A 23,174-nucleotide genomic window follows, 5' to 3' on the forward strand; every position below is an offset into this window, starting at 1 on the left:
CTTCATACGCGACGCCATCAAGTTCCCCGACTTCATCCACACCCAGAAGCGCGACCCGTACACGGGCTCGCAGGAGGCGGACAACGTCTGGGACTTCTGGGGTCTGTCGCCCGAGTCCACCCACCAGGTGACCTGGCTGTTCGGCGACCGCGGCATCCCGGCGTCCTACCGCCACATGAACGGCTACGGCTCGCACACGTTCCAGTGGAACAACGAGGCCGGCGAGGTCTTCTGGGTCAAGTACCACTTCAAGACCGACCAGGGCATCAAGAACCTCACCCAGGCCGAGGCCAACCGGCTCGCCGGCGAGGACCCGGACTCCCACCAGCGCGACCTGCGCGAGTCCATCGAGCGCGGCGAGTTCCCGAGCTGGACCGTCCAGGTCCAGATCATGCCGGCGGCCGACGCGGCCCAGTACCGCTTCAACCCGTTCGACCTCACCAAGGTGTGGCCGCACGAGGACTACCCGCCGATCGAGATCGGCAAGCTGGAGCTCAACCGCAACCCGGAGAACATCTTCGCCGAGGTCGAGCAGTCCATCTTCTCCCCGGCGCACTTCGTCCCCGGCATCGGTCCCTCCCCGGACAAGATGCTCCAGGGCCGTCTCTTCGCGTACGGCGACGCCCACCGCTACCGCGTCGGCATCAACGCCGACCACCTGCCGGTGAACCGCCCGCACGCCACCGAGGCGCGCACCAACTCCCGTGACGGCTACCTCTACGACGGCCGCCACAAGGGCGCGAAGAACTACGAGCCGAACAGCTTCGGCGGCCCCTTCCAGACGGACCGCCCGCTGTGGCAGTCCACCCCGGTCGCGGGCGGCACGGGCAACCACGCCACCCCGTCGCACTCCGAGGACGACGACTTCGTCCAGGCGGGCAACCTCTACCGCCTGATGTCCGAGGACGAGAAGGGCCGTCTGATCGAGAACCTCTCCGGCTTCATCGCCAAGGTCTCCCGTGAGGACATCATCGAGCGTGCGATCGGCAACTTCCGCCAGGCGGACGCCGACTTCGGCAAGCGGCTGGAAGCCGCGGTCCAGGCCCTCCGCGCCTAGTACCCACCGCGTGCCGTAGCGCAGCGGCGGGCCGGGACCCCCTCGGGGTTCCGGCCCGCCGCCGTTTCACGCCGCGATCCTGCGCCGGGTGCGCACCTGGGAGCGGATGACGTCGCGGACGGAGACGATGCCCACCGGGCCGCCGTCCTCCAGCACGATCAGATGCCGGAAGCCGCCGATGGCCATCGCCTCGGCGGCCTCCGCCACGGTGGCCTCGGGGGTGCAGAAGACGACGTTGTTCGTGGTGTGCGCGCCCACCGACTCCCGGTCGGGATCGTGGCCCGCGCCGATCGAGTTGAGGATGTCGCGCTCGGTCAGGATGCCGATGCCGCTGTGGTCGGGGTCGAGGACGACGGCCGCTCCGACACGCCGGCCGGACATCAGGCAGGCCGCCTGACGGAGGGTGTGGGCAGGTCCGAGGGTGAGGATCACGGTGCTCATGGCGTCGCGGACGAGCATGAAGAGAACCACCTCCTGGGTGAGCCCCGCTTCGAGAACCGCTTCACAAACGCACAAGCGGGGGAGTCCCAGATTCCCACGGACACGCAGCGTCATCAAGGGGGCGCGCTGAGCGCACGGCCCCGCGCGCCGGGATCAGGCGGAGGGGCGCAGGAAGTCCAGCATCTCCCCGTGCAGCAGCCCGTTCGAGGCGGCCGCGTTCCCGCCGTGCACCCCGTCCACGCCGTCGATGCTCGTGAACCGGCCGCCCGCCTCCTGGACCACGACCGCGAGGGCCGCCATGTCCCACAGGTTCAGCTCCGGCTCGGCGCACAGGTCCAGGGAGCCCTCGGCGACCATCATGTACGGCCAGAAGTCCCCGTAGCCCCGCGTGCGCCAGCAGGCGCGGGTCAGCTCCAGGAACCCGGGCAGGCGGCCCAGCTCTTCCCAGCCGGTCAGCGAGGAGTACGCGAAGGAGGCGTCGGCCAGGGAGGCCACCTTCGACACCCCGATCGGGCCCGCGGGCTCGCCCAGCGCGCCGCCCGAGAAGGCGCCGCCGCCCTGCGAGGCCCACCAGCGGCGGCCCAGCGCCGGGGCGGAGACCACGCCGACGACCGGACGGAACTCGCCGTCCTCGCCCTCCTCCATGAGGGAGATCAGGGTCGCCCACACGGGTACGCCGCGCACGTAGTTCTTCGTTCCGTCGATCGGGTCGACGACCCAGCGGCGCGGGCCCTCGCCCTTGAGGCCGTACTCCTCGCCGAGGATCGCGTCGTCCGGCCGGGCGGCCAGGATCCCGGCCCGGATGATCTCCTCGGCGGCCTGGTCGGCCTCGCTCACCGGAGTCATGTCCGGCTTCGTCTCCACCTTGAGGTCGAGGGCACGGAACCGCTGCATGGTGGCGGCGTCCGCCGCGTCGGCGAGTTCGAGGGCGAGGCGCAGGTCGTCGTCATACGTGGACATGCCCGAACAGTACCGAGAGCGCACCGGCCGGGCGAACGCCGTCCACGGTACGGCCGGGAGGCGCCCTTGACAGGATCTGGCGGTCCGTCAAATCTTGCGGGTGAGCCAGGCCCGGTGTCCGCCGGCCGGCGCGACAGGCGGGGGAGGCGACGAATGTCGGCGGCCCGGGAATCCTTGCTGAAAGCGGCCGAAGCGGCGCTGTGCGCCCGCCCCTGGCCGGCCGTGCGGATGGTGGAGGTCGCCACCGCCGCCGGGGTCTCGCGGCAGACCCTCTACAACGAGTTCGGCGGCAAGGAGGGCCTCGGCCGGGCCCTGGTGCGCCGCGCGGCCGACTGGTACCTCGACGGGGTGGACCGGACGCTGGCCGCCGCCCCGCCCGGGCACACCGCCGCCGAGCGGCTCGCGGCGGTCGCCGAGTGGACCGTACGGGCCGCCCGCGCGCGTGCCCTCGTACGGGCCCTGCTCACCGGGGCCTGGGGCCCGGCCCTGCCCGTGCCGCCCCCGGCCGGGAGCCGGTACGCGGTCGGGCCGGGGGAGCTGACCCGGGCGGCCCGAGACCGGGCCGCCGCCGCGCTGCCGCAGGAGCCGGCGCGCCGCTGCGAGCTCGCCGTACGGCTCGCGCTGTCCTACGTGGTGGCGCCCGGCGAGGAGCCGGGGGAGCGGGAGCTGCTGCGGCTGCTCAGTGGGCCGAGCCGGAGAGCTGCAGGCCGATGACGCCCAGGATGACCAGCGTGATCGAGACCAGCTTGAGGGTGGAGACCAGGTCCCCGAGGAAGACCATGCCGTAGATGGCGGTCCCGGCCGCCCCGATGCCCGTCCACACCGCGTACGCGGGGCCCACGTCCAGCTTCTTGAGGGCCAGGGTCAGCAGGCCGAAGCTGCCGAGCGCGAAGCACGCGAAGGCGATCGTCGGCCACAGCCGGGTGAACCCGTGGGACAGCTTGAGGCAGACCGCGAAACCGGTCTCCAGGATTCCCGCGACCACGACCAGCAGCCACGCCATGTCGAATGCCTCCCCGTGTCAGGTGACATCGCGTCACGTGGTGGGATTATGCATTTACCAGACCGGCTGTCATGCAAACCCCGCCCGGCGATCAGACAGGCGATCGGTCCGGCGATCAGTCGCCTTCGCGGCGCTCGCGCGTCCCGAGCAGCCGCCGCAGCGAATACAGCCGCGCAGGGTCCGCGTGGCCGTCCGCCACCCACTGGTCGAGCGCGCAGTCCGGCTCGTCGTGGCTGCACGCCCGCGGGCACTCCTCCGTGCCCGGCACCAGGTCCGGGAAGGCCAGCACCACCCGCGAGGGGTCGACGTGGTGCAGGCCGAAGGAGCGCACGCCCGGGGTGTCGATGACCCAGCCGTCCCCGGAGGGCAGGGGCAGGGCCAGCGCCGAGGTGGTGGTGTGCCGGCCGCGGCCGGTGACCTTGTTGACGTGGCCGGTGGCCCGCTGGCGGCCCTCGGCGACCAGGGAGTTCACCAGCGTGGTCTTGCCCACGCCCGAGTGGCCGACGAAGGCGGTGATCCGGCCTTCGAGGCGCTCGCGGACCCGTGCGGCGGCGTCGCCCGTCTCCAGCTCCTCGCGGTTGGTCACCACGTAGTTCAGACCGAAGGTCGAGTAGACCTCCAGGATCTTGTCCGGGGAGGTCAGGTCGGACTTGGTGAGCACCAGCAGGGGCTCCAGCCCCGCGTCGTACGCCGCCACCAGGCAGCGGTCGATCATCCGGGGCCGGGGCTCCGGGTCGGCCAGGGCCGTGACGATGGCCAGCTGGTCGGCGTTGGCGACGACCACCCGCTCGTACGGGTCGTCGTCGTCGGCGGTGCGCCGCAGGACGGACTTGCGCTCCTCGATCCGCACGATCCGGGCGAGGGTGTCCTTCTTCCCGGACAGGTCCCCGACGAGCGACACCCGGTCGCCGACCACCGCCGCCTTGCGGCCCAGCTCACGGGCCTTCATCGCGGTGACCGTGCGGTCGTCGACCAGGCAGGTCAGCCGGCCCCGGTCGACGGTGAGGACGAAGCCCTCGGAGGCGTCCTCGTGCTTGGGCCGGATGTTCGTCCGCGCCCGGTTGCCCTTGGGGTTGGGGCGCTGGCGGATGTCGTCCTCGTCGGTGTGCTTGCCGTACCTGCGCATGACCGGGCCCCTACGCTCCCGCTCCTGCTTCCGCTCCCGCGAGCATGTCCGTCCACATCTTCGGGAAGTCGGGCAGGGTCTTCGCGGTCGTCGCCACGTTCTCGATCTCCACGCCCTTCACGGCCAGGCCGATCACCGCACCCGCGGTCGCCATGCGGTGGTCGTCGTAGGTGTGGAAGACCCCGCCGTGCAGCTTGCGCGGGCGGATGTGCAGCCCGTCGGCCGTCTCGGTGACGTCGCCGCCGAGCTCGTTGATCTCCTTGGTGAGCGCCGCCAGCCGGTCCGTCTCGTGCAGCCGCAGGTGGGCCACACCGCGCAGGGTGGACGGGGAGTCGGCCAGCGCGGCCACCGCGGCGATGCCCGGGGTCAGCTCGCCGACCTCGCCCAGGTCCACGTCGATGCCGTGGATGGCGCCGGTGCCGGTGAAGACCAGACCCGCGTCGGTCAGCTCGCAGGAGCCGCCCATCTCCGTGAAGATGCGGCGCAGCTCGTCACCGGGCTGGGTGGTGCGGTGCGGCCAGTCCGGGATGGTGACCGTACCGCCGGTGATCAGCGCGGCCGCCAGGAAGGGCTGGGCGTTGGACAGGTCCGGCTCCACGACCATGTCGCGGCCCAGCAGGGCGCTGGGCGCGACCCGCCAGACGTTCTTCTCGCCCCCGGCCTCGGGGGTGTCGACCTGGGCGCCGGCCGCGCGCAGCATCTCCACCGTCATCCGGATGTGCGGCATCGACGGCAGGGTCGCGCCCGTGTGCCGGACCTCGACGCCCTGGTTGAAGCGCGGGGCGGACAGCAGCAGCGCCGAGACGAACTGCGAGGAGTTGGAGGCGTCGATCTCGACCGTGCCGCCCTCCAGGGCGCCGCCGCCGTGGACGGTCATCGGCAGCGCGCCGCGGCCGTCGTCGTCGATCCGGGCGCCCAGGGCGCGCAGGGCGTTGATGACCTCGCCGAGCGGGCGCTCGTAGGAGCGCGGGTCGCCGTCGAAGCGGATGTCGCCCGCGGCCAGGGTGGCGACGGGCGGCAGGAAGCGCATGACCGTGCCCGCGTTGCCGACGTCGACGGTGGCCGGGCCGTGCAGGGCGGCGGGGATGATCCGCCAGGCCTCGCCGCCCGCGCCGGCACCGGCGGAGCTGGACGAGGAGACCGTCTCCTCGATCCCGACGCCGAGCGCGCGCAGCGCGTCCGACATCAGCTGCGAGTCGCGCGAGCGCAGCGGGCGGCGCACCCAGCCGGGCTCGGCGGCCAGGGCGGCGAGCACGAGGGCCCGGTTGGTGACCGATTTCGACCCCGGCACGGTGACGGTGGCGTGGACGGCACCGTCGGCGAGCGGAGCGGGCCAGAGGGGATGGAGCGCGGGGGTCTCGGTCATGGCCCCCACTTTAGTGGCTCCCCGCTACCCCGGATCTTGATCGCTGCCGCGTCTCACAGGCCGAGCAGCCAGCGCCCGCCGCCCACCAGGCAGCACAGCGTGACCGTGTGGAAGAACCCCAGCCAGACCACCGGGTGCAGGTGGGTGAGCCGCCCCAGCTGGTCGGCGTCCGAGTCCGGTGCCGCGCCCCCGCGCCGCTTGCGCTGGAGCTCGAAGACCGGCCGCACCCCGCCCAGCAGCAGGAACCACACCACCGCGTAGGCGAACACCGCCTGCACCTGCGCCGAGGCCAGCCAGGACACCAGGACGAACGCCGCCCCGGTCAGCACCACCGTCAGCAGCCCGTACGCGTTGCGGATCCGCACCAGCAGCAGCACTAGCAGCACGGTCGCCGCCCACAGCAGCACCGTGATCCGGTGCGCCGACAGCAGCGCGGCCCCGCCGAGCCCCAGCAGCGAGGGCGCCGTGTACCCGGCGGCGGCCGTCAGGACCATGCCGATCCCGGTCGGCTTGCCCCAGCTGACGGTGACCCCGCTGGTGTCGGAGTGCAGCCGGATCCCCTCCAGCCTGCGGCCGCTCAGCCGGGCCACCAGCCCGTGGCCGCCCTCGTGCGCGATGGTGATCGCGTTGCGGGCCGGCAGCCACAGCGGCCGCCAGGCCACCACGGCCAGGGCGGCCAGGCCGGTGGCGGCCACCAGCCAGGTGGCGGGCGCGGTCTGTATCCCGGTCAGCCGGTCCCAGAGACCGGCGGTCGTGCTGCTGTCCATGGAGTGGCGGACTCCTTGCGGTGGGGGGCGGTCCTCGTGGCAGTGTGTCAGCCATGTGCGGAAGGTTTGCGGCCGGTCGGACGCCCGAAGAGCTGGCGGGGATATTCGGCATCGAGCGGTGGGAGCCCGAGGAGACCCTGGCCCCCGACTTCAACGTGGCGCCGACGAAAGAGGTCCACGTGGTCCTCGACCGTCCCCTCAAAGACGCGCGGGACCCCCGCCCGGTTCGCCAGCTGCGCGCCCTGAAGTGGGGCCTGGTCCCCTCCTGGGCCAAGAGCCCCGAGGGCGCCGCCCGGATGATCAACGCCCGGTCCGAGACCCTGCACGAGAAGCCCTCCTTCCGGCGCCCCTTCGCCCAGCGCCGCTGCATCGTCCCCGCCGACGGCTACTACGAGTGGGTCACCGCGCACGACGAACGGCAGCTGGAGGTCGAGGGGAAGAAGAAGCGGGCCCGCAAGCAGCCCTACTTCGTGCTCCCCGCCGACGGCTCCGTCTTCGCCATGGCCGGGATCTACGAGTTCTGGCGGGACGCCACCCTGCCCCCCGACCACCCCCAGGCCTGGTGGGCCACCTGCTCGGTGATCACCGCCGAGGCCGAGACCACCCCGCTGGGCGTCGCCCCCGCCGAAGGGCCGCGTTCGCTCTCCGACATCCACCCCCGGATGCCGCTGATGCTGACCCCGGACCGCTGGGACGCCTGGCTGGACCCCGCCCGCACCGACGAGACCGGGCTGCGCGAGCTGCTGGCCCCGCCGCCGGGCGGGCTGATGCGGGCCTACCCGGTCTCCACCGCCGTGAGCAACGTACGCAACAACGGGCCGGAGCTGCTCGGCGAGCTGGAGGCCCCCGAGGAGGGCACCCTCTTCTGAGGAGGCACGCCCTTCCGGGCCCCGGCCTGCGCGGAGCCGGGCCGCCCGCCCGGCACGATGGGGGCATGACCACGCGCAGCGAGACCGTCGACACCCCGGCCGGGCAGGCCCGCATCACCTGGCACACCGCCCGCGCGGCCAAGGCCGTACTGGCCCTCGGCCACGGCGCCGGCGGCGGCATCGAGGCCCGCGACCTCCAGGCCCTGGCCGCCGCCCTGCCCGCGCACGGCTGCACCGTCGCCCTGGTCGAGCAGCCCTGGCGGGTCGCCGGGAAGAAGGTCGCCGCCGCCCCCAAGGTCCTCGACGAGGGCTGGCGGGCCCTGTGGCCGGCCCTGGCGGAGCCCGGGCTGCCCGTCGTCGCCGGCGGGCGCAGCGCCGGGGCCCGGGTCGCCTGCCGGACCGCCGCCGGACTGGGCGCCGCCGGGGTGCTCGCGCTGGCCTTCCCCCTGCACCCGCCGGGCAAGCCCGAGAAGTCCCGGGCCGAGGAGCTCCTGGAGGCCGGCCGGCCCACCCTGGTGCTCCAGGGCGGCCGGGACCCCTTCGGGCGGCCGGAGGAGTTCCCCGCGGGGGAGTACGAGCTGGTCGAGGTGGCGCACGGCGACCACGGCTTCGCCGTGCCCAAGAAGGCGGACCTCACCCAGGACGAGGCCCTCGCGGTGATCACCGGTGCGGTGGCCCCCTGGCTCGCCCGGCTCCTCGGCTGACCCCGACCTGACAGATTCGCCGCGGACCCGCGCGTGATTCCGCTCACCACCGGCCCGCCGGCCCGCGTGAGGACGCCGGATCCCTTGCCGCGCCCGGGAATGCGCGGGCCGGGGCTCCTGTTGTTCGGAGTGTCGCTACGCAGGGAAAAGACGTCGGAGGAGAGGGAGCGCATGACCCAGGTCATCAGCCAGAACCGTCGGCAGGCCGCTGACCTGGACTGGACGGTCCTCCCGGCGCCCAAGCGGGGCTCGGTTCGGGCGGCGGAAGGCCGGGATGGTCGACTATTCTCCGATTCGAGCGGATCCGCTTTCGGAGCCGCCACGCTGTCGGAGGAGGTGGGTCCTGTCGCTGGGACCGACGAAGGCCAGGCGCAGGAGACGACCGCTGAGCGCAACGCGCGATTCGAGCGGGACGCCCTCGGCTACCTCGACCAGATGTACTCCGCCGCCCTGCGCATGACGCGCAACCCGGCCGACGCCGAGGACCTGGTCCAGGAGACGTACGCCAAGGCCTACGCGTCCTTCCACCAGTTCCGCGAGGGCACCAACCTCAAGGCGTGGCTGTACCGCATTCTGACCAACACCTTCATCAACTCCTACCGCAAGAAGCAGCGTGAGCCGCAGCGGAGCGCCGCGGAGGAGATCGAGGACTGGCAGCTGGCCCGCGCCGAGTCGCACATGTCGACCGGTTTGCGTTCGGCCGAATCGCAGGCGCTCGACCATCTGCCGGATTCCGACGTGAAGGAAGCTCTCCAGGCCATTCCGGAGGAGTTCCGCATCGCGGTCTATCTTGCCGACGTAGAGGGCTTTGCGTACAAGGAGATCGCGGACATCATGGGTACACCCATCGGTACGGTCATGTCCCGACTGCACCGTGGCCGCCGTCAACTCCGCGGAATGCTGGAGGACTACGCCCGCGAGCGCGGGCTGGTCCCCGCGGGCGCGGGAGAGTCGAACGACCTGAAAGGCTCGGGCTCATGAGCTGCGGAGAGCCGCACGAGACGGAGTGCTCCGAGGTCCTGGATCATCTGTACGAGTTCCTGGACCACGAGATGCCCGACAGCGACTGCACGAAGTTCGAGACGCATTTCGGCGAGTGCAATCCCTGTCTGGAGAAGTACGGCCTTGAGCAGGCCGTGAAGAAGCTGGTCAAGCGCTGCTGCGGATCGGACGACGTACCGACCGACCTGCGCTCCAAGGTCATGGGACGGATCGAACTGATCCGCTCGGGCCAGGCCGTTCCGGATCACGACGTCACGGCGGACCCGGCGGGCGGCTGATCCGCCGCCGCTCTCGGCCGCGGCCTCTCCACCCGTACGGCGGACAACCGCCCCCGGAAGCACCTTTCATTCACTCGAAGGTGCTAATCCGGGGGCGCCCGTACGGGGCAATACGAAAATGTCCCCCGCTTCGCGCGGGGGCCGATTTATTCTCCCCTCGCGGTACCCCTTCTCGCGGTACCCCTTTCCGATGCGGTACCGGGTCGCACGCCCAGGGGAGGAGAGCGCCATGCGGGTCCTTCCGCCGGCGGCGCGCGCCTGCGTCCTGGGCGCGGTGCTCGCGGCCGCCGCGTGCGTCACCCCCGCCCTCCGCCCCGGATCCGCCGTGCCCTGGCCCGCCGTGGGACTGCTGGCCGCCCTCTGCCTCGGCTGCGAGGCGGCCCGCGTGCTGCCCCTGCGGGGGCGCGGGGCGCCCGAGGGGACCGGCCCCTTCCCCCCGGTGGTGCTGGCCGCCGTCTTCCTGCTGCCGCCCGCCGCCGCAGCGCTCGTGGCCCTGCCCGGCGGACTCGCCCAGCCCGCCCCGCAGCGGCCCGTCGCGGTCCGCCGGATCTGGCACGCGGCCCAGCAGGCCGTCGCCGCCTGGGCGGCCGGACGGGCCTACGGACTCCTCGGCGGCCGCGAGGCACTCGCGGGCGCCGCCGCCTTCCCGTACGCGCTGCTCCCCGCGGCCCTCGCCGGCCTCGTCTTCTGCCTGGTCCTCACCGCCCTCGACGCAGCCGTCCTGGCCGCCGCCGAAGGCACCCGCGCGGCCCCCGGCCGGCGCGGACCGGCCCCCCTCCCGCGGCCCTCGTCCGGCACCGCCCCGGCCCTCGCCCCGTACTGCCTGCACGGACTGGTCGGCCTGCTGATGGCCGTGATGTGGCACAGCCCCTACGGCCCCCCGGCCGCGCTGCTGGTCCTGCTGCCGATGTACATCTCCTGCTGGGTCTTCGCCCAGTACCAGCGCGAGCAGGCCGCGCACCAGGCCACCATCCGCGCCCTCGTCCAGGCCGTCGACATCAAGGACCGCTACACGCGCGGGCACAGCGAACGCGTGGGCCAGGCCTCCGCGATGATCGCCCGCGAGCTGGGCATGGCCGGCGACCGCCTCGAAGTCGTCCGCATCGCCGGGATCCTCCACGACGTCGGCAAGCTCGGCGTGCCGACCCGGCTGCTGCGCAAGAACGGGCCGCTGACCCCCGAGGAACGCCGCGTCATCGAACTCCACCCCGAGTACGGGCACGAGATGGTGCGCGGCATCGGCTTCCTCGGGGAGGCCCGCGCGGCGATCCTGCACCACCACGAGCGGGTCGACGGCTCCGGCTACCCCTACGGGCTGAGCGGGGAACAGATCCCGGAGCCGGCCCGGGTGGTGGCGGTCGCCGACGCCTTCGACGCGATGACCTCGACCCGCTCCTACAGCCGGGCCCGGCCGGTGCGGACGGCCCTGGCGGAACTCGAACGCGGCGCGGGCTCCCAGTTCGACCCGGCCATGGTGCGGGCCCTGACCGCCGCGATCGGCCGGCACGGCTGGCACCCGGTGGTCACCTCGGACGAGGACCTCCCCGCCGTCCAGGCCGCCGCCGCGGGGGCCGGGCCCCGCGAAGCCGGACGGGAGGGGCCGCCCGGGATGCCGGCCCAGGGGCGCGAGGCCGCCGGTTCACCCGGACAGGGCAAGGCCGGCGGCCCATGAGGGCGCTCGCCGGCTGGGCCGTACGGGCGGCCGCCGCCGTGCTCACCGCGGCCGCGCTGGGACACACCCTGTGGACCGGGGTCACCGAACCCGGCACCGCCCTCGCCTTCGCCGCCCTGATCACCCTGGGCGAACTCGCCCGCCGCGACCACCCCGCCCAGGACCGCCGCCCCGCCCCGCTCGGCTCCGCCGGAGCCCTCGCCTACGCCCTGCTCGGACAGGACGCCGGGCTCCCCACCCACCACGGCGTGCTCCAGATCGTCGCCGTCGTCGTCGCGGCCGCCCTGGCCGGGATCGTCCCGCACATCGCCCGCGGCCACGCCCCCGCCCTGGACCACGTGGCCCGCCGGGTCCTGGCCGTCGCCTTCGCCGCCGCCTGCTTCCAGCCCCTGTACGGCTCCGGCCGCCTCACGCACCGCATCGGACAGGGCCCCTTCCTCGTCTTGTTCCTGCTGCTCCTGCTGGGCCTCACCGCCCTGTGCGACGCCGTCCTCGCCGCCGCACTGGCCGGGGCCCGCACCGGCTGGCCGTTCGGGCCGCTGCTGCGCGACGAACTGCGCGCCCAGCTCGGGATCGGCTCCGCCATCTGCGCCACCGGGGTGGTGATGGCGCTCGGCGTGGCCGTGGCGGGCCTGTGGGCCCTGCCCGTCTTCAGCGTCCCGCTGCTGCTGACCCAGCTCTCCTTCCACCGGGTCGACGCCGTCCGCACCACCTACCGCCAGACCATCACCTCCCTCGCCCGGGCCACCGAGATCGCCGGCTGCACCGCCCCCGGCCACTCCCGCCGGGTCGCCGCCCTCAGCTGCGCCGTCGGCCGGGAGCTCGGGCTCTCGGAGCGGGAGCTCACGGTGCTGGAGTACGCGGCCCTGATGCACGACATCGGCCAGCTCTCCCTCGTCGACCCCGTCCCCGGCGGGGCCACCGCCGAGCTGCCCCCCGACGAGGCCCGCCGGATCGCCGGGCTCGGCGGCGAGGTGGCCCGGCAGACCGGGGTGCCCGCGGAGGTCGCCGTGATCGTGGAACGGCAGGCGGACCCGTACCGGGAGCAGCCCGTCGCCGCCCGGATCGTGCGCGCCGTGAACGCGTACGACGACCTGGCCGGAGCGGGCGGTCACCCGGGTGGCCCACTGGCCGCCCTGGAACGGCTGCGCCTGGGCACCGGGCACGACTACCAGCCGGAGGTCGTGGAGTCCCTGGCGAGGGTTCTGGCCAGGGGCGGACGCGGCAGAGTCGTTCCCGCTCCGCCTGGGTAACCCATGGGTAATGAGCGGTCGTCCGAGCGGGCATGGTTGGATGCAGTAAGGGGTGTCCGTGAGGGTGTCCGCAGGGCTGAACCGTTGGAGCGGCAGGCGGGAATCGTGAGGATCTTCGGGAAGGTACGGCATCGGCCCTCCGCCTCGTGGCGGCAGGCCACCGACCGCGCGTTCACGCTGATCGGCGACGGTCGGTACGAGGACGCGGGTGCGCTGCTGACCAGGGCGGCGGACCTGGAGCCCTGGCTGTCCGAGTCCTGGTTCAACCTGGCACTCCTCCACAAGTTCCGGCACGACTGGGAGCAGGCGCGGGCCGCCGGCCTGCGCGCCGTGGCCCTGCTGGACCGTGAGACCGGCGCCCCGGACTGGTGGAACGTGGGCATCGCCGCGACCGCCCTCCAGGACTGGCCGCTGGCCCGCCGGGCCTGGCAGGCGTACGGGCTGAAGGTGCCCGGAGACCCGCACAGCACGGCCGGGACGGGCGAGCCGGTGGGCATGGAACTCGGCAGCGCGGCGGTGCGGCTGTCGCCCGAGGGCGAGGCCGAGGTCGTGTGGGGCCGCAGGCTCGATCCAGCCCGCATGGAGGTCCTGTCCATCCCGCTGCCCTCTTCGGGACGCCGCTGGGGCGAGGTCGTCCTGCACGACGGGGTGCCGCACGGCGAGCGGGTCACCGCGGCCGGGCCCTCGTACCCGGTCTTCGACGAGATCGAGCTGTGGGCACCCTCTCCGGTGCCGACCTGGGTGGTGCTCCTGGAGGCGGCCACCGAGGAGGACCGCGACGCCCTGGAGCAGCTGGCCTCGGACGCGGGCTTCGCCGCGGAGGACTGGTCCTCGTCGGTGCGGCTGCTCTGCCGGACCTGTTCGGAGAGCTCGATGCCCAGCGGAGAGGGCAACGGCGACCACCTCGACCCCCACGACCACAGTGAACCCGGCCACCCCGGGCCCCTGGGCCACCGCACGGCCGGATCCGGCTCGCTGTGGGTGCCCGAGCGCGAATGCGGCATCGCGGCCCCGGCCGGTCTGGTGCGCGGACTGCTCGACGGCTGGGTCGCCGACAGCCCCGACAGCAGGGAGTGGCGGGATCTCGAGGAAGTCTGCTGACCCCGGGCCGTAGGCTGTACGGGCACACCACGGACTTGAGGGAAGGCGTACGGCGGACATGGCGCAGCAGGAGAACCAGGTGACCCCGATCGACGACGAGGGCTGGGTCGTGGACACCGAGGACTGTGAGGCGCGCGAGCTCGCGTACCGCGAGGCCGGTACGTCCCGCCCGATCACGGTCGTCGGCAACCCGGTGCTGCACCGCGAGTGCAAGGACGTCACCGAGTTCGGCGAAGAGCTGGCGCAGCTGATCAATGACATGTTCGCCAGCCAGAAGACCGCCGAGGGCGTGGGCCTGGCCGCCAACCAGATCGGTGTGGACGCCAAGGTCTTCGTCTACGACTGCCCGGACGACGACGGCGTCCGCCACACCGGCGTCGTGGTCAACCCCAAGCTCGTCGAGCTGCCGGCCGGCTCGCGCGTGCTGGACGACTCGAACGAGGGCTGCCTCTCCGTCCCCACCGCGTACGCCTCCCTGGCCCGCCCGGACTACGCCGAGGTCACCGGCCAGGACGCGCAGGGCAACCCGATCAAGGTCCGCGGCACCGGCTACTTCGCGCGCTGCCTCCAGCACGAGACCGACCACCTGTACGGCTACCTGTACATCGACCGCCTCTCCAAGCGCGACCGCAAGGACGCCCTGCGGCAGATGGCGGAGAACACCCCGCGCTACCCGGTCGTCGCGAACGACTGACCGGCCGCGCGCCGCGCACGAACGAAGGCCCCGTTCCGGAATCGCTCCGGAACGGGGCCTTCGCCTGTGGGGGGTTCTCCGCGAGGGTGGCGCGGTGGTGGCGTGACCGGATCACACCACCACCGGCCCGCCGCGGCCAGACACCCCCGCCGCGAATGTCAAGTCATGGGCGATTACCGGCCGTCGGCGTACGTCAGGCCACCGCGCGGGGGCCGCGGAAGGCGCGGCGGAAGGCGTTCGGGGTGGTGCCCAGGGTCCGCAGGAAGTGGTGCCGCAGGGCCGCCGCGGTGCCGAACCCGCTGCGGCCGGCGATCGAGTCCACCGTGTCGTCGGTGGACTCCAGCAACTCCTGTGCCAGCAGCACCCGCTGGCGCAGCACCCACTGGTAGGGAGTCGTCCCCGTCTCCTGGAGGAAGCGGCGGGCGAAGGTCGTGACATGTGGGCCCGCTCCGCGAGCCGCTCGACGGTGATCTCCTCGTCCAGGTGCCGGGCCATCCAGCCGATCACCCCGCCGACCGTGTCACAGCCGGTGCGCGGCAGGGGCCGTTGGATGAACTGCGCCTGGCCGCCGTCCCGGTGGGGCGGCACGACCATCCGCCGGGCGATGGTGTTGGCCACCTCGGCCCCGTGTTCCTGCCGGACCACGTGCAGGCAGGCGTCGATGCCCGAGGCCGTCCCGGCGGCGGTGATCACCGGCCCCTCGTCCACGTAGAGCACGTCCGGGTCGACCCGGGCCGCCGGGTAGCGGTGGACCAGCGCCGGGGCGTGCATCCAGTGGGTGGTGCACCGGCGGCCGTCCAGCAGCCCGGCCGCACCGAGCACGAAGGCCCCGCTGCACACGCTGAGCACCCGCGCCCCCCGGCCCACGGCCCGGCGCAGGGCGTCGAGGAAGGGCTCGGGGTACTCCCGCACCGGCGCCTTGCGGTCGGCGGGCAGGCAGATCAGGTCGGCCTCCTCCAGCCGCTCCAGCCCGTGGGCCGGCGCGACGGTGAAGCCCACGTCCGCCATGACCAGCGGCCCCTCCTCGGCGGCGCACACGGCGAAGTCGTACACCGGGAGCCCCTGTTCGCTCCGGTCGATCCCGAAGACCTCGCAGAAGATCCCGAATTCGAAGGGGGCCACACCGTCGACGAGGGCCACCGCCACGTTCTTCAGCATGGACCCAGTGTGGCAGTAATTCACCCTCCCATGACAGTCCTGCCACTGTCCGGTTCCCGCCGCTCCGGGGATCTTGGAGTCATGAACACGTTCCTCGACTACCTCACCGTCCTCGCCGTAGCCGCCCTCCTCCTCGCCCCTTCCCTCCGCGGCCTCCTGCACGAACGCCGCATCGACCGCCAGCTCCGCCCGGAACGCGAGAAGCCGGGACGCGGACAGGTGTCGCGTCCCGGCTCCTCACGCAAGCGCGGCGCCGTTCGGGTGGCAGGGCTGCCGGACTAGAAGTCCTCGTCCAGGTCGACCGTGCCCTCGACGGCGACCTGGTAGGCCGACGGGCGGCGCTCGAAGAAGTTCGTCAGCTCCTGGACGCCCTGGAGCTCCATGAACGAGAACGGGTTCTGCGAGCCGTACACCGGCGGGAAGCCGAGGCGCACCAGGCGCTGGTCGGCGACACACTCCAGGTATTCGCGCATCGAGTCGGTGTTCATGCCCGGCAGGCCGTCACCGCACAGGTCGCGGCCGAACTGCAGCTCCGCCTCCACGGCCTCCTTCAGCATGTCGGTGACCTGCTGCTGGAGGGCGTCGTCGAAGAGCTCCGGCTCCTCCTTGCGGACCGTGTCCACGACCTCGAAGGCGAAGTTCATGTGCATGGTCTCGTCCCGGAAGACCCAGTTCGTGCCCGTCGCCAGGCCGTGCAGCAGGCCGCGCGAGCGGAACCAGTACACGTACGCGAAGGCGCCGTAGAAGAACAGGCCCTCGATGCAGGCGGCGAAGCAGATCAGGTTCAGCAGGAAGCGGCGGCGGTCGGCGGCCGTCTCCAGCTTGTCGATCTTCTCGACCGAGTCCATCCACTTGAAGCAGAACTGCGCCTTCTCGCGGATCGACGGGATGTTCTCGACCGCGTCGAAGGCGGCCGCGCGGTCGTCCGGGTCGGGCAGGTAGGTGTCCAGCAGCGTCAGGTAGAACTGGACGTGCACGGCCTCCTCGAACAGCTGGCGCGACAGGTACAGGCGCGCCTCCGGGGAGTTGATGTGCTTGTACAGCGTCAGGACCAGGTTGTTCGCCACGATCGAGTCGCCCGTCGCGAAGAACGCGACCAGACGGCCGATCATGTGCTGCTCGGCCGGCGTCAGCTTCGCCAGGTCGGCCACGTCGGAGTGGAGGTCGACCTCCTCCACCGTCCAGGTGTTCTTGATCGCGTCCCGGTAGCGCTCGTAGAAGTCCGGGTAGCGCATCGGGCGGAGCGTGAGCTCGAAGCCCGGGTCGAGGAGGTTCTTCTTCTCGGCGGTCATTACTGGCAGGCCTCGCAGGACTCGGGGTTCTCAAGGGAGCAGGCCAGCGCCTCGGCGTCGAGGGCCTGGGGCAGCTGGGTGGGGGTGGCGGCGGCCGGAACGGCGGTGCCGGAGGCCGCGCGGGCGATCTTCGTCGCCGGGCGCGAGCGCAGGTAGTACGTGGTCTTCAGGCCCTGCTTCCAGGCGTACGCGTACATCGAGCTGAGCTTGCCGATGGTGGGCGTCTCCATGAACAGGTTCAGCGACTGGCTCTGGTCCAGGTACGGCGTACGGGCCGCCGCCATGTCGATCAGGCCGCGCTGCGGGATCTCCCACGCCGTGCGGTACAGCTCGCGGACCTCCGCCGGGATCCAGCCGAAGCCCTGGACGGAGCCGGAGGACTCGCGCAGCGCCTCGCGGGTCTGCGCGTCCCACACGCCGAGCTTCTTGAGGTCCTCCACCAGGTAGCCGTTGACCTGGAGGAACTCACCGCTGAGGGTCTCGCGCTTGAAGAGGTTGGAGACCTGCGGCTCGATGCACTCGTACACGCCCGCGATCGAGGCGATCGTCGCCGTCGGGGCGATCGCGAGGAGCAGCGAGTTGCGCATGCCGGACTTCGCGACGCGGGCGCGCAGGGCGTCCCAGCGCTCGGGCCAGTGGCGCTCGGTCTCGTAGTGGTCGGGGTGCAGGACGCCCTGGGCGGTACGGGTCTCGGCCCAGGCCGGGAGGGGGCCGCTGCGCTCGGCGAGGTCGCAGGAGGCCTCGTAGGCGGCGAGCATGATGCGCTCGGAGATCTTCGTGGACAGGGCCTTCGCCTCGGCGGAGTCGAAGGGCAGGCGCAGCTTGAAGAAGACGTCCTGGAGGCCCATCGCGCCCAGGCCCACCGGACGCCACTTGGCGTTGGAGCGGCCGGCCTGCTCCGTCGGGTAGAAGTTGATGTCCACCACGCGGTCGAGGAAGGTCACGGCCGTGCGGACGGTCTCGTCCAGGCGCTCCCAGTCCATGTCCCCCTCGGCGACGAAGGCGCCGAGGTTGACGGAGCCGAGGTTGCAGACGGCCGTCTCGCCGTCGTTGGTGACCTCGATGATCTCGGTGCAGAGGTTGGAGGAGTGGACCACCGTGCCCGGGAGCGCGGTCTGGTTGGCCGTCCGGTTGGAGGCGTCCTTGAAGGTCATCCAGCCCTGGCCGGTCTGCGCGAGGGTGCGCATCATGCGGCCGTAGAGGTCACGGGCCGGCATGGTCTTCTTGGCGAGCCCGGCGGCCTCCGCCTTGACGTAGGCGGCGTCGAACTCGTCGCCGTAGAGGTCCACCAGCTCGGGGACGTCGGCCGGGGAGAACAGCGACCACTCGGCGTCGGCGTTGACGCGGCGCATGAACTCGTCCGGGATCCAGTGGGCGAGGTTCAGGTTGTGCGTACGGCGCTGGTCCTCGCCGGTGTTGTCGCGGAGCTCCAGGAACTCCTCGATGTCCGCGTGCCAGGTCTCCAGGTAGACGGCGGCGGCGCCCTTGCGGCGGCCGCCCTGGTTCACGGCGGCGACGGAGGCGTCGAGGGTCTTCAGGAACGGGACGATGCCGTTGGAGTGGCCGTTGGTGCCGCGGATCAGCGAACCGCGGGCGCGGATGCGGGAGTACGACAGGCCGATGCCGCCGGCGTGCTTGGAGAGGCGGGCGACCTGGTGGTAGCGGTCGTAGATGGAGTCCAGCTCGTCCAGCGGGGAGTCGAGGAGGTAGCAGGAGGACATCTGCGGGTGCCGCGTACCCGAGTTGAACAGGGTGGGGGAGGACGGCAGGTAGTCGAGCCGGCTCATCAGGCTGTACAGCGAGGCCACTTCCTCGACCGCGCGGACGCTTTCGTCCTCGGCGAGGCCGCAGGCCACGCGCAGCATGAAGTACTGCGGGGTCTCGATGACCTGGCGGGTGATCGGGTGGCGCAGCAGGTAGCGGCTGTGCAGGGTGCGCAGGCCGAAGAAGCCGAAGCGGTCGTCCGCGCCCTCGGCGAGGGCGTGCTCGACCAGGGCGTTCAGGCGGGCGGCGTGGGCGGCGACGAACTCGGCGGTGCGGTCGGCGATCAGGCCCTCGCGGTGGCCGACGGCGACGGACTCGGCGAAGGAGGTCGCGCCCTGGCCGGCGGCCTCCTCGGCGACGGCCAGCGTCAGCAGGCGGGCGGCGAGGCGGGAGTACGCCGGGTCCTCGGAGATCAGGCCGGCCGCGGCCTCGGTGGCGAGCCCGCGCAGTTCGGCCTCGTCGGCGGCGGCGCTGCGGCCGCGCAGGGCGGCGGCGGCGACCCGGCCGGGGTCGGTGTCGGGGAGGTCGGCCGTGAGCTCGGTGAGGGTCCGCAGCAGCGCGGCCCCGGGACCTTCTGCTTCGGGGTGGTCGGACTCTGCGCGCGGTGCGGCGGGCGCGATGGTCACGGGGGAGCTCTCCCTCACTCGGCCCGGTCTTCGGCGGAGCGGGGCGCGAGCGGGCGCACGCGGGCGCGCGCAGAAGCGCGTTCGGCACCGCATGGCGTCCACCGGCCCAACCGCGAGGCCCGGACGAATCGACACCCCGGGTCGGTCGATCCGGGGGCACTGCCGACAGGTCTTCGGACTCGCGGATACGCCGGTGGGCGTACGTCACACCGTTGCGGGACAGTTCCGGATTCCCACCGGATTCCCCTGCGGCGGCAGCAGGCATGAGCATACATGTGGGGGCGACCCGATGCGGTGGCCCCCACATGTTGTGTCGGGTGCATGCGGAGCGTGTTGTCACAGCTCCATTCGGTACGTGAGCAGGGTCAGTGCGGGGAGGGGCGACCAGTCCAGTTCGGGCGTACGGACGAACCCGAGCCGCTCGTAGATCCGTTGGGCCCCGCGCATGGCGGGCTGGGTGGAGAGCACCAGCGCGGTGACCCCGGCCAGGGCCCGGGCGCGTTCGGCGCAGGCCCGTACGAGTGCCTCCCCGACGCCCTGCCCGCGCGCCCCGGCGGCCACCGCGAGCATCCGGAACTCGGCGTCGTGCGGCCCGGCGATGTCGGCGAGCCGGCTGCCGGGTGCGGCGAAGGTCACCCCGCCGAGCACCTCCCCGTCGCGCACGGCGACGAGCACCTCCCCGTCGGCGGCCCGCCCGGCCACGTCGCGGAGCACGTTCAGGTAGTGGTCGTCGTCGTTGAGGTCGAGCAGCCCGTCGCCGGTGTAGGCCTGTCCGGTGATCTCCCCGAGGCGCTCGTACTCGTCTTCCCTTGCCGTCCTGATCTCGAAGTCCATGCCGCCGAGTGTGCGTCACGTGTGTGGGCGCCCGGCGCTATCGTCGGAAGTAACCGTCGAGGAAGGCGAGCGAGGCATGAGCGTCATGACCGAACATCCCCACCTGCTGACTGAGGACTTCGAAGCCGTGGCGCGGATAGCTGCCAGAGAGGTCGAAGGTCTGCGGCTGGAGTTCATCGACGGGGTCATCAGGAGCAAGGCAGTGCCCGACGGAGATCACGACCGAATCGTTCTGTGGCTCGCCCGCATCTGCATGCAGCACCGGCCTGAGCTGTGGCTTCACGTGGAGCGGGGGCTGGCTGTCGGGGACTACCGTTCGGGTCGTGCACGTCCTGATGCAGCCCTCGCGCTCGACGACGCGTTCGTCGGCCAGGGGGAGTGGGCTGACCCCGCCCCGGTCCTGATGGTCGTCGAGGTCACCTCGTATGACAATGACACCGACCGGCGCGACCGGGTGGAGAAGCCCCTGGCCTACGCGCAGACCGGTATCCCCGTATACCTGCTTATCGACCGGGAGGCGTGCGACGTCATCGTGTTCAGTGAGCCGGACGGCCGCCGCTATGTGAACACCCGCACCGTGGCGTTCGGCAAGGACATCGAACTTCCCGATCCCGTCGGCATCACCCTCCAGACCGAGCCCCTCAAGGACTGGGTGCGCTGACACGCGGAAAGCGAAGGGCCCCGCCGGATGGTCCGGCGGGGCCTCTGTCATGCGCTCAGCAGCAGCGGAAGCCCTCCCGCGGGTCCGCCTCGCGGGCGTCCGTCCGCGCCCGTTCGAAGGCGCGGCGGGTCAGGACCTCGGCCTGGGGGTCGTGGGAGCGGGCGTGGGCGACGTAGCGGTCGTACGCGGCCTCGCCGGAGAACTCCCGTACGTAGTACCGCGCCTTCGCCAGCGCCCCCCGGACCGCGCCGCTCACGCGACCGGGTCCTTCACGCGGCCGCCGCCCCCGTCGAGGCCGGCCGCCGCGAGCTGGGCCTTCTCCTCGGCCGTGGCGATCAGCCCCGCCGGGGCGATGATCTTCGACTCGGTCCACGGGACCTCCGAGAGGCGGACGGCCCCGGGGTCGGAGACGGCCTTGAAGCAGGTGCGGGCCGCGTCCAGCAGGACGATGATGATCAGGGCGGCGAAGAGGGCCGAGAGGACCCCGTCGACCGTGGCGTTGGTGACCACGGTGTGCATCTCGTCCATGTTCTTGGCCGGCGGCAGCACCTTCCCGGCGTCGATGCCCGTCTGGTACTTGTCGCGCTGCGCGAAGAAGCCGATCTTCACGTCGTCCGAGAAGATCTTCTGGTAGCTGGCGGTGAGGGTGACGGCCACGTCCCAGGCCAGCGGGACGGCCGTGACCCAGGCCCACTTGAGGCGGCCCGACTTGACCAGCAGCGTGGTGCACACGGCCAGGGCGACCGCCGCGAGGAGCTGGTTCGCGATGCCGAACAGCGGGAAGAGCTGATTGATGCCGCCCAGCGGGTCCTTGACGCCGACCCACAGGAAGTAGCCCCAGCCGCCCACGACGACCGCGCTGGCCAGCCACACGCCGGGCTTCCAGCTGACGTCCTTGAAGGACTTGTGCACGTTGCCCAGGGTGTCCTGGAGCATGAAGCGGCCGACCCGGGTGCCCGCGTCCACCGTCGTCAGGATGAACAGGGCCTCGAACATGATGGCGAAGTGGTACCAGAACGCCTTCATCCCGGCCCCGCCGAACACGGAGGAGAAGATCTCCGACATCCCGAGCGCGAACGTCGGAGCGCCGCCCGTACGGGACAGCAGGGTGGTCTCCTCGACGTCCTTGGCGGCCTGTGCGAGGGCGTCCGGGGAGATGGCGAAGCCGAAGTGGCCGACCGCCGCCGAGGCGGACTGGACGGTGGTGCCGATGACCCCGGCGGGGGAGTTGACGCCGAAGAACAGACCCGGCTCGATGATGCAGGCGGCGATCACGGCCATCACGGCGACGAAGGACTCGGTGAGCATCGCGCCGTAGCCGATGACCCGGACCTGGGTCTCCTTCTGGATCATCTTCGGGGTGGTGCCCGAGGCGACCAGGGAGTGGAAGCCGGACAGGGCCCCGCACGCGATGGTGATGAAGACGAAGGGGAACATCGACCCGGCGAAGACCGGCCCGTCGCCGCGCGTGGCGAAGTCGGTGACCGAGGGCATCTTCAGCGTCGGCATGGCGATGACCACGCCGACCGCCATCAGGGCGATCGTGCCGACCTTCATGAAGGTGGACAGGTAGTCGCGCGGGGCGAGCAGCAGCCACACCGGCAGGACGGAGGCGAAGAAGCCGTACCCGATCATCCAGAGGACGAGGGTCTCCTTGTCCAGGGTGAAGAAGTCGGCCCAGGAGGACTCGGCGACCCAGCCGCCCGCCACGATGGCGAGGAGCAGCAGGGCGACGCCGATGACGGAGACCTCGGTGACCCGGCCCGGGCGCAGGTAGCGCAGGTAGACGCCCATGAAGAGGGCGATCGGGATGGTCATGCCGATGGAGAAGACGCCCCAGGGGGAGTGCCCCAGGGCGTTGACGATGACCAGGCCCAGCACCGCCAGCAGGATGATCATGATGGTGAACACGGCGAGCAGGGCGGCGGCCCCGCCGACGGGGCCGATCTCGTCGCGGGCCATCTGGCCCAGCGAGCGGCCGTCGCGGCGGGTGGAGAAGAACAGCGTCACCATGTCCTGGACGGCGCCGGCGAAGATGACGCCGGCGACGATCCAGATGGTGCCCGGCAGGTAGCCCATCTGGGCGGCGAGCACGGGGCCGACGAGCGGGCCGGCGCCGGCGACGGCGGCGAAGTGGTGGCCGAAGAGCACGCGCCGGTCGGTGGGGTGGAAGTCGACACCGTTGTCGAGGCGTTCGGCGGGGGTGGCCCGGGTGCCGTCCAGCTTCAGCACGCGGTTCGCGATGAACCGCGAGTAGAAGCGGTAGCCGATGGCGTACGAGCCCAGCGCGGCGGCGAGCAGCCAGGCCGCGGAGATCTCCTCACCGCGCGAGAGCGCCAGCACGCCCCAGCCGACGGCCCCGATGAGGGCCACGAGCACCCATACGGCGACGGACTGCGGGGTGGCTCTCGCCGTAGGTGTCCGCTGTGTCCCTGTTGCTCCCGGTTCCGGCATGATCCTCGTCCCCTCGTTGATCATTTTGCGTTCAAGCGCACGGAATCTACGGGGGGTTGTCGGTGGACGTAAGCCCCCGTCCGCATAGCGGT

At 72.1% G+C, this 23,174-nt stretch carries 23 protein-coding genes, 1 pseudogene and 1 riboswitch; of the genes and pseudogenes, 12 read left to right on the forward strand and 12 right to left on the reverse strand.

Features of this window, described 5'->3' with window-relative positions; genetic code table 11:
• Positions 1-1,057, forward strand: a 1,057-nt coding sequence (locus VR44_RS03545) for a catalase (RefSeq protein ID WP_045945872.1), incomplete at its 5' end; no start/stop codon positions are given.
• Between the two features lie 66 nt (positions 1,058-1,123).
• On the opposite strand, the gene VR44_RS03550 is transcribed toward VR44_RS03545, so the two are convergent.
• Positions 1,124-1,516 (reverse strand): CBS domain-containing protein, encoded by a 393-nt coding sequence (locus VR44_RS03550; RefSeq protein WP_045945873.1) that lies wholly within the window; start codon positions 1,514-1,516, stop codon positions 1,124-1,126.
• Positions 1,517-1,651: 135 nt separating this feature from the next.
• Positions 1,652-2,458, reverse strand: a complete 807-nt coding sequence (gene hisN / locus VR44_RS03555) for a histidinol-phosphatase (protein ID WP_045945874.1) — start codon at positions 2,456-2,458, stop codon at positions 1,652-1,654.
• A gap of 153 nt (positions 2,459-2,611) precedes the next feature.
• Between hisN and VR44_RS03560 the strand changes: the two genes are divergently transcribed.
• Entirely contained in the window at positions 2,612-3,172 is a 561-nt protein-coding gene (locus tag VR44_RS03560) for a TetR/AcrR family transcriptional regulator (protein ID WP_045945875.1), read from the forward strand.
• Here the strand turns inward: VR44_RS03560 and VR44_RS03565 are convergent.
• The 4 genes from VR44_RS03565 to VR44_RS03580 all read right to left on the reverse strand — a co-directional run bounded on the left by VR44_RS03565 (position 3,138) and on the right by VR44_RS03580 (position 6,720).
• Entirely contained in the window at positions 3,138-3,461 is a 324-nt protein-coding gene (locus VR44_RS03565; protein WP_007266432.1) for a DMT family transporter, read from the reverse strand. The genes VR44_RS03560 and VR44_RS03565 overlap by 35 nt on opposite strands.
• Before the next feature lie 115 nt (positions 3,462-3,576).
• A complete protein-coding gene (gene rsgA / locus VR44_RS03570) occupies positions 3,577-4,587 on the reverse strand; it encodes a ribosome small subunit-dependent GTPase A (protein WP_045945876.1) in 1,011 nt (336 codons plus the stop codon).
• Positions 4,588-4,597: 10 nt separating this feature from the next.
• Positions 4,598-5,953, reverse strand: coding sequence for a 3-phosphoshikimate 1-carboxyvinyltransferase (aroA, locus tag VR44_RS03575; RefSeq protein ID WP_045945877.1), 1,356 nt, complete (start codon positions 5,951-5,953; stop codon positions 4,598-4,600).
• 53 nt (positions 5,954-6,006) lie between these two features.
• The gene (locus VR44_RS03580; RefSeq protein ID WP_045945878.1) at positions 6,007-6,720 is read right to left on the reverse strand and encodes a M50 family metallopeptidase; all 714 of its coding nucleotides are present in this window, start codon (positions 6,718-6,720) and stop codon (positions 6,007-6,009) included.
• Between the two features lie 53 nt (positions 6,721-6,773).
• Between VR44_RS03580 and VR44_RS03585 the strand changes: the two genes are divergently transcribed.
• The 8 genes from VR44_RS03585 to def all read left to right on the forward strand — a co-directional run bounded on the left by VR44_RS03585 (position 6,774) and on the right by def (position 14,293).
• Positions 6,774-7,589, forward strand: a complete 816-nt coding sequence (locus tag VR44_RS03585) for an SOS response-associated peptidase (RefSeq protein WP_045945879.1) — start codon at positions 6,774-6,776, stop codon at positions 7,587-7,589.
• Between the two features lie 65 nt (positions 7,590-7,654).
• The gene (locus VR44_RS03590; protein WP_045945880.1) at positions 7,655-8,293 is read left to right on the forward strand and encodes an alpha/beta hydrolase family protein; all 639 of its coding nucleotides are present in this window, start codon (positions 7,655-7,657) and stop codon (positions 8,291-8,293) included.
• A 336-nt stretch (positions 8,294-8,629) separates the two neighbouring features.
• Positions 8,630-9,274, forward strand: coding sequence for a sigma-70 family RNA polymerase sigma factor (locus VR44_RS03595; RefSeq protein WP_007266438.1), 645 nt, complete (start codon positions 8,630-8,632; stop codon positions 9,272-9,274).
• Positions 9,271-9,573 carry a mycothiol system anti-sigma-R factor gene (gene rsrA, locus VR44_RS03600; protein WP_045945881.1) on the forward strand — a complete coding sequence of 101 codons (303 nt, stop codon included), beginning with the start codon at positions 9,271-9,273 and terminating at the stop codon, positions 9,571-9,573. Before VR44_RS03595 ends, rsrA begins: the two co-directional genes overlap by 4 nt.
• A 229-nt stretch (positions 9,574-9,802) precedes the next feature.
• A complete protein-coding gene (locus VR44_RS03605; protein ID WP_045945882.1) occupies positions 9,803-11,245 on the forward strand; it encodes an HD-GYP domain-containing protein in 1,443 nt (480 codons plus the stop codon).
• Positions 11,242-12,498 carry an HD domain-containing protein gene (locus VR44_RS03610; protein ID WP_045945883.1) on the forward strand — a complete coding sequence of 419 codons (1,257 nt, stop codon included), beginning with the start codon at positions 11,242-11,244 and terminating at the stop codon, positions 12,496-12,498. The genes VR44_RS03605 and VR44_RS03610 overlap by 4 nt, the downstream gene beginning before the upstream one ends.
• 105 nt (positions 12,499-12,603) lie before the next feature.
• Positions 12,604-13,599: a tetratricopeptide repeat protein gene (locus VR44_RS03615; protein ID WP_045945895.1), complete on the forward strand. Its 996-nt coding sequence runs from the start codon at positions 12,604-12,606 to the stop codon at positions 13,597-13,599.
• 58 nt (positions 13,600-13,657) lie between these two features.
• Entirely contained in the window at positions 13,658-14,293 is a 636-nt protein-coding gene (def, locus tag VR44_RS03620) for a peptide deformylase (RefSeq protein WP_045945884.1), read from the forward strand.
• Positions 14,294-14,486: 193 nt separating this feature from the next.
• Here the strand turns inward: def and VR44_RS03625 are convergent.
• A pseudogene (locus VR44_RS03625) lies at positions 14,487-15,451 on the reverse strand (helix-turn-helix domain-containing protein).
• An 81-nt stretch (positions 15,452-15,532) separates the two neighbouring features.
• Between VR44_RS03625 and VR44_RS03630 the strand changes: the two are divergent.
• Complete coding sequence (locus tag VR44_RS03630; RefSeq protein ID WP_045945885.1) at positions 15,533-15,733, forward strand: hypothetical protein; 201 nt, start codon at positions 15,533-15,535, stop codon at positions 15,731-15,733.
• Here the strand turns inward: VR44_RS03630 and VR44_RS03635 are convergent.
• The 3 genes from VR44_RS03635 to VR44_RS03645 form a co-directional block, all read right to left on the reverse strand.
• The gene (locus VR44_RS03635; protein WP_045945886.1) at positions 15,730-16,743 is read right to left on the reverse strand and encodes a ribonucleotide-diphosphate reductase subunit beta; all 1,014 of its coding nucleotides are present in this window, start codon (positions 16,741-16,743) and stop codon (positions 15,730-15,732) included. The two genes, VR44_RS03630 and VR44_RS03635, sit on opposite strands and share 4 nt — an antisense overlap.
• Positions 16,743-19,133 (reverse strand): ribonucleoside-diphosphate reductase subunit alpha, encoded by a 2,391-nt coding sequence (locus tag VR44_RS03640; RefSeq protein ID WP_045945887.1) that lies wholly within the window; start codon positions 19,131-19,133, stop codon positions 16,743-16,745. The genes VR44_RS03635 and VR44_RS03640 overlap by 1 nt, the downstream gene beginning before the upstream one ends.
• A gap of 147 nt (positions 19,134-19,280) precedes the next feature.
• A riboswitch (cobalamin riboswitch) is annotated at positions 19,281-19,404 on the reverse strand.
• A 65-nt stretch (positions 19,405-19,469) separates the two neighbouring features.
• Positions 19,470-19,967: a GNAT family N-acetyltransferase gene (locus VR44_RS03645; protein ID WP_045945888.1), complete on the reverse strand. Its 498-nt coding sequence runs from the start codon at positions 19,965-19,967 to the stop codon at positions 19,470-19,472.
• Positions 19,968-20,043: 76 nt separating this feature from the next.
• On the opposite strand from VR44_RS03645, the gene VR44_RS03650 reads away from it, so the two are divergent.
• A complete protein-coding gene (locus VR44_RS03650) occupies positions 20,044-20,628 on the forward strand; it encodes a Uma2 family endonuclease (protein ID WP_045945889.1) in 585 nt (194 codons plus the stop codon).
• A 55-nt stretch (positions 20,629-20,683) separates the two neighbouring features.
• On the opposite strand, the gene VR44_RS03655 is transcribed toward VR44_RS03650, so the two are convergent.
• Complete coding sequence (locus tag VR44_RS03655; RefSeq protein WP_045945890.1) at positions 20,684-20,884, reverse strand: CstA-like transporter-associated (seleno)protein; 201 nt, start codon at positions 20,882-20,884, stop codon at positions 20,684-20,686.
• Complete coding sequence (locus VR44_RS03660; RefSeq protein ID WP_045945896.1) at positions 20,881-23,082, reverse strand: carbon starvation CstA family protein; 2,202 nt, start codon at positions 23,080-23,082, stop codon at positions 20,881-20,883. The genes VR44_RS03655 and VR44_RS03660 overlap by 4 nt, the downstream gene beginning before the upstream one ends.
• Positions 23,083-23,174 lie beyond the last annotated feature (92 nt).

The organism is Streptomyces katrae (assembly GCF_000966975.1).
GTDB classification, from domain to species: Bacteria; Actinomycetota; Actinomycetes; order Streptomycetales; family Streptomycetaceae; genus Streptomyces; species Streptomyces katrae.

What these genes read in the sequence shown, in the direction of transcription:
- VR44_RS03560 (WP_045945875.1), top strand. Translation starts at nt 2,612, where the DNA reads ATGTCGGCGGCCCGGGAATCCTTGCTGAAAGCGGCCGAAGCGGCGCTG.
- VR44_RS03650 (WP_045945889.1), top strand. Translation starts at nt 20,044, where the DNA reads ATGAGCGTCATGACCGAACATCCCCACCTGCTGACTGAGGACTTCGAA.
- VR44_RS03610 (WP_045945883.1), top strand. Translation starts at nt 11,242, where the DNA reads ATGAGGGCGCTCGCCGGCTGGGCCGTACGGGCGGCCGCCGCCGTGCTC.
- VR44_RS03590 (WP_045945880.1), top strand. Translation starts at nt 7,655, where the DNA reads ATGACCACGCGCAGCGAGACCGTCGACACCCCGGCCGGGCAGGCCCGC.
- hisN (WP_045945874.1), bottom strand. Translation starts at nt 2,458, where the DNA reads ATGTCCACGTATGACGACGACCTGCGCCTCGCCCTCGAACTCGCCGAC.
- def (WP_045945884.1), top strand. Translation starts at nt 13,658, where the DNA reads ATGGCGCAGCAGGAGAACCAGGTGACCCCGATCGACGACGAGGGCTGG.
- VR44_RS03645 (WP_045945888.1), bottom strand. Translation starts at nt 19,967, where the DNA reads ATGGACTTCGAGATCAGGACGGCAAGGGAAGACGAGTACGAGCGCCTC.
- VR44_RS03585 (WP_045945879.1), top strand. Translation starts at nt 6,774, where the DNA reads ATGTGCGGAAGGTTTGCGGCCGGTCGGACGCCCGAAGAGCTGGCGGGG.
- rsgA (WP_045945876.1), bottom strand. Translation starts at nt 4,587, where the DNA reads ATGCGCAGGTACGGCAAGCACACCGACGAGGACGACATCCGCCAGCGC.
- VR44_RS03550 (WP_045945873.1), bottom strand. Translation starts at nt 1,516, where the DNA reads ATGCTCGTCCGCGACGCCATGAGCACCGTGATCCTCACCCTCGGACCT.
- VR44_RS03635 (WP_045945886.1), bottom strand. Translation starts at nt 16,743, where the DNA reads ATGACCGCCGAGAAGAAGAACCTCCTCGACCCGGGCTTCGAGCTCACG.
- aroA (WP_045945877.1), bottom strand. Translation starts at nt 5,953, where the DNA reads ATGACCGAGACCCCCGCGCTCCATCCCCTCTGGCCCGCTCCGCTCGCC.
- VR44_RS03605 (WP_045945882.1), top strand. Translation starts at nt 9,803, where the DNA reads ATGCGGGTCCTTCCGCCGGCGGCGCGCGCCTGCGTCCTGGGCGCGGTG.
- VR44_RS03565 (WP_007266432.1), bottom strand. Translation starts at nt 3,461, where the DNA reads ATGGCGTGGCTGCTGGTCGTGGTCGCGGGAATCCTGGAGACCGGTTTC.
- VR44_RS03580 (WP_045945878.1), bottom strand. Translation starts at nt 6,720, where the DNA reads ATGGACAGCAGCACGACCGCCGGTCTCTGGGACCGGCTGACCGGGATA.
- rsrA (WP_045945881.1), top strand. Translation starts at nt 9,271, where the DNA reads ATGAGCTGCGGAGAGCCGCACGAGACGGAGTGCTCCGAGGTCCTGGAT.
- VR44_RS03660 (WP_045945896.1), bottom strand. Translation starts at nt 23,082, where the DNA reads ATGCCGGAACCGGGAGCAACAGGGACACAGCGGACACCTACGGCGAGA.
- VR44_RS03630 (WP_045945885.1), top strand. Translation starts at nt 15,533, where the DNA reads ATGAACACGTTCCTCGACTACCTCACCGTCCTCGCCGTAGCCGCCCTC.